This window comes from Pseudomonas abietaniphila (genome assembly GCF_900100795.1).
Classification (GTDB): Bacteria; Pseudomonadota; Gammaproteobacteria; order Pseudomonadales; family Pseudomonadaceae; genus Aquipseudomonas; species Aquipseudomonas abietaniphila.
Window position 1 is genome coordinate 369,854 of the sequence record NZ_FNCO01000002.1, and the last position, 13,580, is coordinate 383,433.

Here is a 13,580-nt window from a genome sequence, read left to right on the forward strand (position 1 = left end):
CTGAATATCGTGGCATATGCCACCTTTTTCGGATGGGCGTCGTCGACTGTTTCGACCTGGATGTCGGTGAAGCCTCAACCGTGGGTTTGAAGTGGTTGAGCCGCGCACCACCGATTTTTTGATGTTCAACGCTTGTCTGGATACCTCCCATGCTTGGCCTTGTACGCGTTGCTTTGAGACGACCGTATACGTTCGTCGTGCTCGCCATCCTGATTCTGATCATCGGCCCGCTGACGGCCTTACGCACGCCCACCGACATCTTTCCGGAGATCCGCATCCCGGTCATCGCGGTCATCTGGCAGTACACCGGCCTTGCGCCGGATCAGATGGCGGGGCGAGTCACGTCGCCGTTCGAGCGGGTGCTGACCACCACCGTGAACGACATCCGCCACATCGAAGCGCAGTCGCTCAACGGCTTTGGCATCGTGAAGGTGTTCTTCCAGCCAGGCGTCAACATCAGTACCGCCAACGCGCAGCTAACCTCTGTTGCCCAGGCTATTTTGCGTAACCTGCCGCCCGGTACAGTGCCGCCGTTGATCCTCAACTACAGCGCATCGACGGTGCCCATTGTCCAGTTGGCATTGTCGGGCAAGGACCTTAGCGAGCAGAAACTCGGCGACCTGGGCCTCAACACCGTGCGCCTGATGCTGACCACTGTGCCCGGCGCTGCGTTGCCGTACCCGTTCGGCGGCAAGACCCGTCAGGTGCAGATCGATCTCGACCCGGCTCAGATGCAGGCCCGAGGCTTGTCGGCCCAGGACGTGGCGAACGCACTGGCCACGCAAAACCAGATCACCCCGGTGGGCACGGAGAAAATTGGCAGCTTCGAGTACATGCTGCAGCTGAACAACTCGCCGGTCGCTTTCAAGGACCTGGAGGACCTGCCGATCAAGACGGCCAATGGCACCACGGTATTGATCCGTGACGTCGGCACGGTGAAGGATGGCAACCCGCCACAAAGCAACATCGTGCACGTGAACGGCAATCGTTCGGTGTTGATCCCGGTGCTGAAAACCGGGTCGGCGTCGACGCTGGGCGTCATCGCCGGTATCAAGGAAAAGCTGGCGGACTCCAAGGCGCAGCTGCCGGAAAACCTCAATATCGACCTGATCGGCGATCAGTCGCTGTTCGTTCGTGCCGCGATCAGTGGCGTGGCGCGGGAAGGTCTCATCGCCGCGGCGCTGACCAGTCTGATGATCTTGCTGTTCCTCGGCAGTTGGCGTTCCACCGTGATCATCGCGGTGTCGATCCCGTTGGCGATTCTCTCGTCCATTGCGGCGTTGTCCGCGCTGGGAGAGACACTCAACATCATGACGCTGGGAGGATTGGCGCTGGCCGTGGGCATCCTGGTAGACGATGCCACGGTGACCATCGAGAACATCAACTGGCACCTGGAGCAGGGTAAACAGGTCGAGGCGGCGATCATGGACGGAGCGGCGCAAATCGTGACGCCCGCGTTTGTTTCGCTGTTGTGCATCTGCATCGTGTTCGTGCCGATGTTCTTCCTGGACGGTGTTGCCCGCTTCCTGTTCGTGCCGATGGCCGAAGCGGTGATCTTCGCCATGATCGCCTCGTTCATCCTGTCGCGAACGCTGGTGCCGACGATGGCCAACTTCCTGCTCAAACCCCATGCGGCGGGTGAGGCGCATCGTGAAAAGCCGGTCAGTCGCAACCCGCTGGTGCGCTTCCAGCGCGGGTTCGAAGCGCGCTTCGAGCGAGTCCGCGAAGGGTACCGCGGCATGCTGGAAACCGCTCTGGAACACCGCCGGTCCGTCATGATCGCGATCTTCGCGTTCGTCATCGCCTCGTTCGCGCTGGTACCGTTCCTGGGCCGCAACTTTTTCCCGGCGGTCGACTCCGGTCAGATCCTGATGCACGTACGTGCGCCGGTCGGCATGCGCGTGGAAAGCACAGCGCGTCTGATCACCGATGTCGAGAACAGCATTCGGCGCGTCATCGAACCGTCGGAACTCAAGGCAGTGGTGGACAACATCGGTCTGGCGGTCAGCGGCATCAACGCGTCCTACAACAACACTGGTACGGTCGGCTCGCAAGACAGCGACATCCAGATCAGCCTTAATGAGGACCACAAACCGACAGCGGACTACATTCGCCAGTTGCGCGAGGCGCTCCCGCGCGAATTCCCCAATGCCGTGTTTTCGTTTCCGCCGGCAGACATCGTCGGGCAGATCCTGAACTTCGGTTCATCGGCGCCGGTGGACGTGCAGATCGCCGGCAACAACCTGCCCGCCAACTTCGCCTTCGCCAACACCTTGCTGCGCGAGATCCGTCGCGTCCCGGGCGTTGCCGACGCGCGTATCCAGCAATCCCAGCAATTGCCGACGTTCAAGATCAACGTCGACCGGACTCGCGCGCAGCTGGTGGGTATCAGCGAACGCGATATCACCAACAGCCTGGTGGTCAACTTCGCCGGTTCGAGCCAGGTCGCACCGACGTTCTGGCTGAACACGGCCAACGGCGTTTCCTACCCGATCGTCCTGCAAACCCCGCAGTACAGCCTCGACTCGCTGGCACAGCTGCACAACCTGCCGCTGACATCGGCCACAGCGCCCGGATCGCCGGGAGCGGGGCAGATTCTTGGGGGACTGGCGTCGGTAGAACGTACCCACAGTAATTCGGTGGTGAGCCAGTCCGATATCCAGCCGGTCGTGGAAGTGTTGACCTCGATCCAGGGCCGGGACTTGGGCGGTGTGGCCGCTGACATCCAGAAGATTCTCGCGGCGCACGCCAGTGAGATCCCGAAGGGCTCCAAAGTCACCCTGCAGGGGCAGGCGACCACAATGAACAACGCGTTCAGCGGCATGTTGTTCGGCCTGCTCGGCGCGGTGGTGCTGATCTACCTGTTGATCGTGGTCAACTTTCAGTCCTGGAGCGACCCGTTCGTGATCATCACTGCGTTGCCAGCGGCCCTGGCCGGGATTGTCTGGATGTTGTTCGTGACGCACACGCCGCTGTCGGTGCCCGCGCTGACGGGGGCGATCATGTGCATGGGTGTGGCCACAGCCAACGCCATTCTGGTCGTCAGTTTTTGTCGGGAGCGTCTGGCTGAGCATGGCAATCCGGTGCTGGCCGCGCTGGAGGGCGGATTCACCCGGTTTCGCCCGGTTCTGATGACCGCGATTTCGATGATCATCGGCATGGCGCCGATGGCGTTGAGCCTGGGTGAGGGGGGCGAGCAGAACGCGCCGCTCGGTCGCGCGGTCATTGGCGGGTTGAGTTTTGCCACGGTCGCCACACTGTTCCTGGTGCCTATCATCTTCAGCCTTGTCCACGCCCGCGATGCTCGCTCTCGCGACCGCCACGCCACCGTGCAGACCAACGCAACACAAGGGTTTTGACATGCTTACTGACACTCCTGTAATTCATCCTCAACCGCGCCGCAGTGCCGGACGCGCAAGACTCGGCCTGTTGGTCGCGCTGCTGGCGGTGGTCGCCATCGTCGCGGTCGGTATCGGTGTGCGCGCCAACGAGTCGAAGGACCTGAAAACCTGGACCGACACACAGGCGCTGCCCAGTGTGATTCTGGTCAGCCCGGTCGCAGCCGCCCAAGGTGCCGCGCTGGTTCTGCCGGGCCGTCTGGAAGCCTGGTCGCGGGCGGCGATCTTTGCTCGGGTCGGGGGTTATCTGAAGTCCTGGAAGGCGGACATTGGGGCGAAGGTCAAGGCCGGTCAGTTGCTTGCCGAGATCGATACGCCCGAAGTGGATCAGCAACTGCTCCAGGCCCGCGCCGATCTGGCCGCTGCCAAGGCCAACGCCTCACTGTCCCAGACCAGCGCCAAACGCTGGCAGGCGATGCTGGCGTCCGACTCGGTGTCGAAGCAGGAAGTCGACGAACGTAACGGGGATCTGGCCGCCAAACAGGCGCAGGTCATGGCCGCCCAGGCCAACGTCGAGCGACTGACCGCGACCCAGGGTTTTCAACGCCTGACCGCGCCGTTCGATGGTGTCGTCACCGCGCGTTCGACCGATGTCGGTGCTTTGATCAACGTCGGCAGCAGCACCAGCGGTCAGGAGCTGTTCGCCGTATCGGACGTCAGCCGCCTGCGTGTTTACGTGCAGGTGCCGCAGTCCTATGCGCCGCAGATCAAGGTGGGCACCGACGCACGGCTGAGCGTGCCTGAGTACCCGGGCGAACCCTTCAAAGCAACTGTGATTGCGTCGGCCGATTCGGTGAACGCGGCCTCGGGCAGCACGTTGGTGCAGCTTCAGGTCGATAACCCGGCAGGTCGTCTGTTGCCGGGTGCGTACACCAGCGTGCGTTTCGACCTGCCGGTACAACCCAATGTCGTGCGTTTGCCGGCCAGTGCCTTGCAGTTCGATGACCGTGGCATGCGTGTCGCGACGCTCGATCAACACGATCATGTGCTGTTCAAGACCGTCACCATTGCACGGGACTTCGGTGACACCGTCGAAATCGGCTCAGGCGTCACGGCAGCGGATCGAGTCATCGATACACCGCCCGATGGTTTGAGCGATAACGACCCTGTTCAGGTATCAAAACCTGCAGCGGCGAACACTGTCGCCGAGGCGAAACCTCATGGTTAAGCACAGCCTGCTGTTCATCGCCATGTTGGGCGTGGGCGCGTGTTCCTTGGCACCCCATTACAAGGTGCCCGAGACACCGGTTTCCGCGCAATACAAAACCCGGGGCGCCTGGGACGTGGCCACGCCCAACGACCAGATCAGCCGCGATGGATGGTGGCGTGTGTATCACGATTCGCAACTCGATGCGCTGCAACAGCAGTTGCTGTCAAACAACCCGAATCTGAGTGCGGCGCTGGCGCACTACGCTCAGGCGCAGGCGTTCGTGGCGCAGGTGAATTCGGCGCTGCTGCCGACGGTCAAGGGCTTCGGCAACGGCCAGCGTATTCGCCAGTCGGACACGCGACCTTTGCGATCAACGACCACCGACAACGTCTACAACTCCGGCACGCTGGGGTTGCAGGTCGATTACGAAGTGGATTTGTGGGGCCGTGTGCGTGACTCGGTGAACGCAGGAACCGATGAAGCGCAGGCCTCACTGGCAGACTTGGCGTCGGTACGCCTGAGCCTGCAAGCACAACTGGCGGACAGCTACATACGCTTGCGTGGGCTGGACCAGCAAACCCGGTTGCTCGAGCAAACGACCGAGGCGTTCAGCAAGGCGGTCAACTTGACTCAGGGCCTGCATGACGGCGGCATCGTCTCGGGACTCGACGTCGCACGCGCCCATTCGCAGTTGTCCTCGGCCAGATCGCAGCTCAAACAGAACACCGTGCAGCGCGCTTTGCTTGAACACAGCATCGCCGCACTGACCGGCGCCTCGGCGTCGCAATTCAGCATCACGCCGTCGACCGAGGCATTGCCGCTACCGGTTGTGCCGACCGGCGTTCCGTCGACGCTGTTGCAGCGCCGGCCGGATATTGCTGCAGCCGAGCGTCGAATCGCGGCTGCGAACGCACGAATCGGCGTCGCACGCAGTGCGTTCTTCCCGACCCTGACGCTGAGTGCGCAAGGCGGGTACCAGAGCGACGAGTTCGCCCACCTGTTGAGCGCACCCAACCTGTTCTGGGCCATTGGCCCTGCGTTGGTCACGACTGTTTTTGACGGTGGCTTGCGACAGGCTCAGGTGGACGCTGCGAAGGCTGCGACCGACGAGGCGGGTGGCAAGTACCGGGCGCAGGTGCTGGCGGCATTCGAACAGGTGGAGGACAACCTGGCGATCATCGACGGCCTGGGTTCGGCACTGGAAGATCAACGTGCCGCAGCCGACGCGGCGCACTACAGCGAAGACCTGTCCCTGGCGCGTTACAAGCAGGGTGCGGTGGGTTATCTGGACGTTGTGGCCGCGCAGACTGCTGCATTACAGGCACAGCGCAGCGTGCTCGATCTGCAAACCCAGCAACTGGCTGCCAGCGTGGGATTGGTGAAGGCGTTGGGCGGGGGCTGGACTTCGGCCGACTTGGCGGTTGACGCGACATCGCAGGAGGCCAGACCCGCAGCACGGGTTAGATGATGCGGTCTTCGGCCTCGAAGACGCTGTGCGGGTAATCCTGCGCCGCCTGGATCAGGTGCTGTCTGAAGACGTGCTCGCCGTGGTCAATCAACGAGTAGAGCACCTCACCGGTTGAAGCGCTCCGCCAGGCTATGAAGGTAATGCGCCATTTGTTCGAGTTCGCGGCTGATGCTTGAGCCCTGTTGGGCCTGTCCGGCGCTCTGATCGCACAGTTGGGCAATCCGGTTGATCTGCTGGTTAATGCTTTCGGCCACGTGGGTCTGTTCCTCGGAGGCAGACGCCATTTGCTGGCTCATGCCGGTGATCCGTGTAACGGCCTGACTGATACCGCTCAACGCCTGTTGCACGGCCTCGACGCTGGCCACGCTTTCCTGAGACATGGCTTGCCCTCGACTCGCGGTGGCCACCGCACGGGAGGCGCCTTCTCGCAGTTCGCCAATGATCCCTTGTATCTGTTCGGTCGAGGTTTGCGTGCGGGACGCCAGCGAGCGCACTTCGTCGGCGACCACGGCAAAGCCACGGCCTTGTTCGCCGGCCCTCGCGGCTTCGATGGCGGCATTAAGGGCCAGCAGGTTGGTCTGCTGGGCAATGGCGTTGATGACGTCGACCACGCTGCCGATCGACTGGGTCGCGGTCGCGAGCTCACCCACAGCCTCGCCGATCTCCGAGACCGAGTTGGCCATATGCCGAATGGCCAACAGGCTGTCGTCGGCCAACCCACGGCCCTGTTGCGCCAGCGTGTCGGCTTCGAGCGCCGCGTGCGCGGTGTTTTGGACGTTATGGGTGACTTCCTGAATGGTCGCCGCCATCTGGGTGATGGCGGTCGCGGACTGATCGGTTTCGTTGCGTTGCTGATCCAGTGCTTCGGCTTGCAACAACGACAGGCTGGCTGACTGCCCGGCGCGCTGCTTGACCCCTTCGCCCGCGTCGACAAGGCGGGTCAGGGCGGTCTGCAGGCGCGCTTCTTCGCTGAGCATCGCCAGGTCCAGTTGTGCCTGCGGACCGCGGTTATCGCTGTAGGTGAGGGCGATCAGCGGGTCGGTGAAGGCTTTCGGGTGCTCGCTGAGTATCGTCTTCAGCGTCCGGTTCTGGCGCAGTTCCAGCGCCGCACTCAGTGCAATCAGGGTGAACAGCATCACGGCGAACGAAAGGTGTTCGGCCAGCAGGTAGTTGCACAGCCCCAACACGACGGCGGCAATGATCAATGGCAGTTGGCGCAGCAGGTGATAGCGGGCCGTGCTAACGGCCGATACGGCGGATTTGCCTGCCCGAAGGCGTGCATACAAAGCTTCGGCGCGGCGGACCTGGTCACGGGTGGGCAAAGCGCGAACGGATTCATAGCCGGCAATCTTGCCGTTCTCGTACACCGCGGTGACGTAGGCGCTGACCCAATAGAAGTCACCGTTCTTGCTGCGGTTTTTCACCACGCCCATCCAGGGTTTGCCCTGCTTGATGGTCTCCCACATGTGGGCGAACACGGAGGGTGGCATGTCGGGATGGCGGACGAGGTTGTGCGGCTGACCGATCAGCTCCTCGCGGGTAAAACCGCTGAGGGTGACAAAGGCGTCATTGCAATAGGTGATATGGCTGCTGAGGTCAGTGGTGGAGATGAGGCGCTCGCTGGCTGCAAAGGTACGTTCCTGCTGTGTGACGGGCATGTTCAAACGCATAAGACCGACTCTTCCCTGAATGACTGACATGGTGCCTGCCAGTAGGTGTAGCACAACATGTTCAGCTGCATGGGAACAGTGTGCAGCGGGCGTCCTTTCCCGCTTGCGGAGCAGTCACGCCGGCCGGTTCAGTTGCCGTCGGCGACCTTTCTTTCGATCTCGGCCGTCTTGCGATTGAGGTCTTCTACTTCCTGCTCTTTGACCCTGTTCGAGGACGGGGTGATGACTTCATCCACGGCGCGGGTGTCGTCATCAGGGTCTTGCAGATCACGCTCGACGACATTGACCGGTTTGCCGGACGCGTCGGTGGGCGGTGCATCGGGTTGAACGTGTGGGGTGCGGTCGTCATTGCTCATGTCGATATCCTCCGGTGTGATAGGGGTTGGATAGCGGGGGCAGACACGAGTTCGAGGTTTTTGCGAGGCACGTTCTCGACGCGGCAACGATAAACGGCAGGCAGAAAAAAGCCCGCTGGGGAGAACGGGCTTAAAGAGGATCAAAAGGAGTAGGTGCAGACTGACCCTTATGGCGTGAATATTTTGTGAAAACCGATTTATAACTAATTCCCATTTAGGAGTAAGCGACGAACGGTCAAGCGTCGCTGAGGACGATGCCTATCTGGATCACGAGGTTCGGGCCCCAGGGTTTTGCCAGAACGCCGGATCGGCGCTCTTCAACCGTTCCACCGCATTGTTGATATGGTTCAGCGCGGCATGTCGCGCGGCCTCGGGATCGCACGCTGCAATGGCGGTGTAGATCGCGAAATGTTCGACGCGAACGGTTTTGGCCATGTCCCGACGGCGTTCTTCGTTCGAGCGGGTAATGCGGATTGCCTCCTTGACGAACTGACCGATGAATTCGTGAAGGGAAGGGTAGAGCGGGTTTCCCGTGGCATGGGACACCGACAAATGGAAGGCCAGGTCTTCCTCTACACCGTCGCGCCCTTCGTGTTCGGCCAGATCGATGGCCTTCAACGCGCGCTCGATCGCTTCCAGTTGCGCAGCGGTATGTCGTTGTGCAGCCAGCGCCGCGGCTTCCCCTTCGATACCGCGCCGCAATTCCGTGACCCGCAACACAGCCTCGATGGAGCCGGTCACGTCCAGATCGAGGGTGAATGCCTTGATATGCGCACCTTCGCAGACGACGGTGCCGCTGCCCTGACGCACCTCGACGAGGCCCGCGGACTTGAGCCTTGAAATGGCTTCGCGAATGACCGTGCGGCTTACGCCATAGCGCTCGGACAGCACCGGCTCGGTCGGTAAACGTGAACCGGGCAGCGCTTCCCCGCTGGCGATGTGGGCTTTCAGCGCCGCGGTGACTTGATCGGCCAGCGTCCCCTTGGAGGCATCTTTCAAACTGGACGAGGCGTTCGGTAACGAGGGTGGAGCGGGCTGGACCATAACAATCTCGTGCGTCAAATCAGGGAACGTTACTGCATTTTGCCCAAGACGTCGTCCCTTCTACGCGCCTTGAATTCGTATGACGTATTATGTAACTTGTTTTTTCTGAACACGGCGTCGAATGCTGTTTCGTTTAGTGCTGCAACGCTTGGTTCTACCCACATAACAACACCCCACTACAAAAACAAAGGGATGGGAAAGAGATGAGTGAATCACTGGCTCAAGACGGCGTCAGTCCGGTCGTCGATGCTTCAGAAGACGCGGCCTATCGCAAAGCCGCCTGGCGGATTTTGCCGCTGCTGTTGCTCTGTTATTTGCTGGCCTACCTGGATCGGGTCAACGTCGGCTTTGCCAAGCTGCAAATGTCCGATGACCTGCATTTCTCTGAAGCGGTCTACGGCCTGGGCGCTGGGATCTTCTTCATCGCGTACTTTCTGGTGGAAATCCCCAGCAACCTGATCCTGCACAAGGTCGGCGCGCGACTGTGGATCGCTCGCATCATGATCAGCTGGGGTGTGATCTCCTCGTGCATGGCCTTCGTGACCACGCCGACGTCGTTCTACGTCATGCGGTTCCTGCTGGGGCTGGCGGAGGCCGGTTTCTATCCGGGTGTCATCCTTTATCTGTCGTACTGGTTCCCGACCCACCGCCGCGGCAAGATGTTCGCGATGTTCGCCACGGCCGTTCCCCTGTCCGGTCTGATTGGAGCTCCGCTGTCGGGCTGGCTGATGACCGCCTTCAACGGCGCCCATGGCTACGCCGGTTGGCAGTGGCTGTTTTTCATCGAAGGATTGCCTTCGATTGCTGTCGGTATCCTGGTGATCTTTTGCCTCAGCGACCGGATTTCCCACGCTGGCTGGTTGACTCAAGAACAGAAAACACTCCTGCAGTCGCGCATCGACGCCGAAACAAAGGGCCACGTCGCTCATAGCGTTCGGGAGGTTTTCCTTCAGCCGCGCATGTGGCTGCTGACGGGCATCTACTTCTGCCTGATCGCCGGTTTTTATACCGTAGGTTTCTGGTTGCCGACCCTGGTTCGTCAAGCGGGTGTGACGGATGTCCTGCAGATCGGCCTGTTGACAGCGATCCCTTACGGCGCGGCCGTCGCCACTATGGTTCTGGTCTCACGCAACGCCGATCGACTGCGTGAGCGTCGCTGGCATCTGGCGTTGACGGCCTTGGTTGGCGGTATTGGCTTGATCATCTCCGCGACCTGGAGTGACAACTTCACCGTTTCGATGATTGGCCTGACCCTTGGGGCAATGGGCGCGCTCAGCACCTTGCCGCTCTTCTGGCCGCTGCCGACCGCGTTTCTGGGTGGTACGGCTGCGGCTGCCGGTATCGCACTGATCAACTCGTGCGGCAACCTGGCCGGCTTTGTGTCGCCCTATCTGATGGGTTTTCTCAAGGACATGACGCAAAGCACCACTATCGGCATGTACGTCATGGCCAGCGCGCTGTTTCTCGGCGCGGCGCTGGTGTTTCGTATCCCCGCCAAACTTGTTAACCGCTGAGCATTAGGAGCTACTCATGAATATTCTCGTGACCGGTGCGGCTGGCTTTCTGGGCCGTCGCCTGATCGAAGCACTCCTGCAGCGCGGCTCGTTGACCGATCGCCAAGGCGTCAAACAGATCATCCGCCGCATCGTGGCATTCGACGTGGTGCCGCTGAGCGGTATTGAGGATGAACGGGTGCAAGTGGTGTGTGGCGACATCGCCGACCCGCACGTGCTGAAAGGACTGGTCAGTGCCGAAACGGACAGCGTGTTTCATCTCGCTGCGGTGGTGTCGAGTCAGGCCGAGCAGGATTTCGAGCTGGGCATGCGCATCAACTTCGCCGCCACGCACAATCTTCTGGAACGAATCCGCAGCCTGGGTCATTGCCCCAAATGGGTAATGACCAGCTCAGTCGCGGTGTTCGGTGGGCAATTGCCTGCGCAAGTCGAAGACGACCAGGTGTGGGCACCGCAGAGTTCTTATGGCACGCAGAAGGCGATGAACGATCTGCTGCTCGCCGACTACAGTCGCCGGGGTTTCGTTGACGGGCGCAGCCTGCGCATGCCGACCATCGTTGTGCGCCCCGGTAAGCCTAATTTGGCGGCGTCGAGCTTCGCCAGCGGGATTATCCGCGAACCGCTCAACGGGCAGGAGAGCGTCTGCCCGGTGCCGCTTGAGACCCGTTTGTGGTTGATGTCTCCCGCTCAGGCGATCACCAATCTGATTCACGGTCATGAACTCACGGATGAGCAATTGAAGGCGGGCAGGGTGATCAACATGCCCGGCCTGTCGATCACCGTTGAGGACATGATCGGTGCGTTGCGCCGCACGGCCGGTGATGCGGTGGTCAGCCGCATTCGACTGGAGCGCAACCCTGCGATCGAGAAAATCGTCGGGTCGTGGCCGGGCTCGTTTACGGCCAGATATGCGAAGGGCCTGGGCTTTACCGCTGACCATGATTTTGCCGATGTGATCGGACAATTCATTGCGGAGTACCCACCGCAAGGCGCCTGATTTTCCCGTGTTCAGATGTCGCCTCGCCGTATAGGTTGGGGCGCTCAAACGTGCTCTAATCACCCCCACTCGAACGGGGGAACGGCCTGCAGTGTCATGCTGAAGTGTCCACGCTCCCGATACCCTCCGGTTTTTGCATAGGGCTGTCATGGATACGGGGTCACGACTCAAGTTAGTGCGGGAAAGCTACAAGATGTCCCAGCGAGAGCTGGCCAGACGCAGCGGTGTCGCCAACGGCACCATCTCCTTGATTGAACTCAACCGCGTCAGCCCTTCGGTCAGCTCGCTGAAAAAGCTGCTCGAAGGGTTTCCCATGACGCTGGCCGACTTCTTTTCCTTCGACCAGCCGCCTCAGGAACAGCGTTATGTCTTCCGTGCAGGCGAGCAACCCGACCTCGGCCGCGACGGCCTGCGCCTGTTGCTGATTGGCGCGTCGGTGCCGAGCCGTCAGATGCGGATGTTGCGCGAGCAGTATGCGCCGGGCGCAGGTTCGGGAGCAGAGCCGATCGTGCATGCGCAAGGCGAGGAGTGTGGGTTGGTCACGCGCGGCACCATCGAACTGACCGTCGACGGACAGATCAGCATTCTAAATGCTGGCGACGGCTACTACTTCCCGACCACGCTGCCTCACAGTTTTCGCAACATTGGCCAGGATGAAGCTGAAATCATCAGCGCCAACACGCCTGCAAACTTTTGAGGCAGCCGGCAAGAAATACAGGCACAAAAAAAGCCGCTATTCCGTTATCTCAGACGGCGTAGCGGCTTGAAGGAGCGGTATCAAATCGGCGGATTTGATGGGTTTGAATGTACCGGCTCACTTCGCTCCTCGCCAGCCATCGTTTGACAAGACTGTATTGCCAGACTGGAAACAATACAGTTCATTCGTGCAGAGAACGGGTTCTCACTTTTGCGCGCCAAGGTCAGCTTTGTTGATGCACCAGCCCCTTTTCGGGGGCGTCTTCCACCGCCGCGAGTCGGTAACCCACGCCATGCAGGGTGTGAATCAGCGCCACCTCAAAGCCGATGTCGACAACCTGCCTGATCTCATGAATGCGAGTGGCCACTCCATTCTTGTTCTTCAGCGTGCCATCGCCCCACAAGACCGTTGCGATTTCCGATTGCGTCACGATGGCCGGGCTTCTGCGCATCAGCAGAGCGAGCACTTCGATGTTGGTGGGATTAAGTCTTAACGGTTTCCCATCACGAACCACCTTGTACTGCGTCACGTTGAGGAACAGGTCCTCAACGGTGAGAATTTCGTGGGTTCTGGGCGGGCGGAACATGCGCGAGTGTCTCTTGCGAACGTGTGATTCTAAGGGGAGCGTACAGCCGCAGATGTAAAAAATTAGTTCGGCCACGGTGAAAGGTCTGTTGCACCAGCAAGGACGAAGTAATCGGCCTCTCCCCATCGTCAGCATTGATAACGTTTCTGCTCCCATCATCCGCCTTGATGCGAGGTATCGGATCTTGCGATTTCCTTTCCATTGAGCCGGCGACGAAGATAAGTCCCAAGAGCAAACAACATGACAGCTTGCTCACTTAAGCCCTTATCTTTGGAGATACATCATGAAATATGTACTGTTCGCGGCACTCTCGTTGGCCAGCGTCTATGCCTCCGCTCAAGAGTCGGTAAGCTCGGTGAGCGATACCCAGGTCAGCGCGCAAACTCAACGCTACAACCAGCACAAAGGGCTGGATGTGTCGAAAGTCATCAGCAGCACCACTGCTCAGGACGTTCAAAAAGTGGACGGCCCGGTGAATGCGCAACTGGTCTACCTTGACAGTGCTGGCGTGAAGCACACCCTTGATTACACCATCCAGGGCTACGGTCGTCAGAACGGGTAATGAGCGAACGGCCCCATGACTTCTGAATTACGCTTCAAATCAACGCCGCATCCACGATGCGGCGTTTTTTTTTGCGCGTTTTCATAACCGCTGAACCTTCCACGCCGGGCGGAATCCACTTTTCTCCGGCTGTCGTGT

General features: G+C 60.5%; 10 protein-coding genes and 2 pseudogenes. 7 read left to right on the forward strand and 5 right to left on the reverse strand.

The annotated features are described in order from the left end of the window. Positions 1 to 149 precede the first annotated feature (149 nt). From BLS87_RS05095 to BLS87_RS05105, 3 genes are read left to right on the forward strand one after another with little or no spacing between them, the layout of a single operon-like run. Positions 150 to 3,359, forward strand: a complete 3,210-nt coding sequence (locus BLS87_RS05095) for an efflux RND transporter permease subunit (protein WP_074750710.1) — start codon at positions 150 to 152, stop codon at positions 3,357 to 3,359. A gap of 1 nt (position 3,360) precedes the next feature. Further along, on the forward strand, positions 3,361 to 4,566 hold the full coding sequence (locus BLS87_RS05100) for an efflux RND transporter periplasmic adaptor subunit (RefSeq protein ID WP_074750712.1): 1,206 nt from the start codon (positions 3,361 to 3,363) through the stop codon (positions 4,564 to 4,566). Beyond that, positions 4,559 to 6,016, forward strand: a complete 1,458-nt coding sequence (locus BLS87_RS05105; protein WP_074750714.1) for an efflux transporter outer membrane subunit — start codon at positions 4,559 to 4,561, stop codon at positions 6,014 to 6,016. Before BLS87_RS05100 ends, BLS87_RS05105 begins: the two co-directional genes overlap by 8 nt. A gap of 104 nt (positions 6,017 to 6,120) precedes the next feature. On the opposite strand, the pseudogene BLS87_RS35125 reads toward BLS87_RS05105, so the two are convergent. From BLS87_RS35125 to BLS87_RS05120, 4 genes and pseudogenes are all read right to left on the reverse strand, one after another. Further along, positions 6,121 to 6,627 (reverse strand): annotated as a pseudogene (locus BLS87_RS35125) (methyl-accepting chemotaxis protein); the annotation flags it as partial. A 777-nt stretch (positions 6,628 to 7,404) separates the two neighbouring features. After that, a pseudogene (locus BLS87_RS35130) lies at positions 7,405 to 7,716 on the reverse strand (PAS domain-containing protein); the annotation flags it as partial. Between the two features lie 98 nt (positions 7,717 to 7,814). Next, positions 7,815 to 8,042 carry a hypothetical protein gene (locus BLS87_RS05115; protein ID WP_074750718.1) on the reverse strand — a complete coding sequence of 76 codons (228 nt, stop codon included), beginning with the start codon at positions 8,040 to 8,042 and terminating at the stop codon, positions 7,815 to 7,817. Positions 8,043 to 8,309: 267 nt separating this feature from the next. Beyond that, entirely contained in the window at positions 8,310 to 9,086 is a 777-nt protein-coding gene (locus BLS87_RS05120) for a FadR/GntR family transcriptional regulator (protein WP_143024299.1), read from the reverse strand. Between the two features lie 203 nt (positions 9,087 to 9,289). Here BLS87_RS05120 and BLS87_RS05125 point away from each other — a divergent pair, with 203 nt between their 5' ends. The 3 genes from BLS87_RS05125 (at position 9,290) to BLS87_RS05135 (ending at position 12,294) form a co-directional block, all read left to right on the forward strand. Further along, positions 9,290 to 10,600 (forward strand): MFS transporter, encoded by a 1,311-nt coding sequence (locus BLS87_RS05125; protein WP_074750721.1) that lies wholly within the window; start codon positions 9,290 to 9,292, stop codon positions 10,598 to 10,600. Positions 10,601 to 10,616: 16 nt separating this feature from the next. Continuing rightward, positions 10,617 to 11,597 carry a D-erythronate dehydrogenase gene (gene denD / locus BLS87_RS05130; RefSeq protein ID WP_074750723.1) on the forward strand — a complete coding sequence of 327 codons (981 nt, stop codon included), beginning with the start codon at positions 10,617 to 10,619 and terminating at the stop codon, positions 11,595 to 11,597. Between the two features lie 148 nt (positions 11,598 to 11,745). Next, the gene (locus tag BLS87_RS05135; protein ID WP_074750725.1) at positions 11,746 to 12,294 is read left to right on the forward strand and encodes a cupin domain-containing protein; all 549 of its coding nucleotides are present in this window, start codon (positions 11,746 to 11,748) and stop codon (positions 12,292 to 12,294) included. Positions 12,295 to 12,517: 223 nt separating this feature from the next. On the opposite strand, the gene BLS87_RS05140 is transcribed toward BLS87_RS05135, so the two are convergent. Further along, positions 12,518 to 12,880: a winged helix-turn-helix domain-containing protein gene (locus BLS87_RS05140; protein ID WP_074750727.1), complete on the reverse strand. Its 363-nt coding sequence runs from the start codon at positions 12,878 to 12,880 to the stop codon at positions 12,518 to 12,520. Positions 12,881 to 13,163: 283 nt separating this feature from the next. Here BLS87_RS05140 and BLS87_RS05145 point away from each other — a divergent pair, with 283 nt between their 5' ends. After that, a complete protein-coding gene (locus tag BLS87_RS05145) occupies positions 13,164 to 13,442 on the forward strand; it encodes a DUF2790 domain-containing protein (protein WP_074750729.1) in 279 nt (92 codons plus the stop codon). The last annotated feature ends 138 nt before the right edge of the window (positions 13,443 to 13,580 follow it).

Coding starts and splice junctions, on each gene's coding strand:
- BLS87_RS05095 (WP_074750710.1), top strand. CDS start 150: ATGCTTGGCCTTGTACGCGTTGCTTTGAGACGACCGTATACGTTCGTC.
- BLS87_RS05100 (WP_074750712.1), top strand. CDS start 3,361: ATGCTTACTGACACTCCTGTAATTCATCCTCAACCGCGCCGCAGTGCC.
- BLS87_RS05105 (WP_074750714.1), top strand. CDS start 4,559: ATGGTTAAGCACAGCCTGCTGTTCATCGCCATGTTGGGCGTGGGCGCG.
- BLS87_RS05115 (WP_074750718.1), bottom strand. CDS start 8,042: ATGAGCAATGACGACCGCACCCCACACGTTCAACCCGATGCACCGCCC.
- BLS87_RS05120 (WP_143024299.1), bottom strand. CDS start 9,086: ATGGTCCAGCCCGCTCCACCCTCGTTACCGAACGCCTCGTCCAGTTTG.
- BLS87_RS05125 (WP_074750721.1), top strand. CDS start 9,290: ATGAGTGAATCACTGGCTCAAGACGGCGTCAGTCCGGTCGTCGATGCT.
- denD (WP_074750723.1), top strand. CDS start 10,617: ATGAATATTCTCGTGACCGGTGCGGCTGGCTTTCTGGGCCGTCGCCTG.
- BLS87_RS05135 (WP_074750725.1), top strand. CDS start 11,746: ATGGATACGGGGTCACGACTCAAGTTAGTGCGGGAAAGCTACAAGATG.
- BLS87_RS05140 (WP_074750727.1), bottom strand. CDS start 12,880: ATGTTCCGCCCGCCCAGAACCCACGAAATTCTCACCGTTGAGGACCTG.
- BLS87_RS05145 (WP_074750729.1), top strand. CDS start 13,164: ATGAAATATGTACTGTTCGCGGCACTCTCGTTGGCCAGCGTCTATGCC.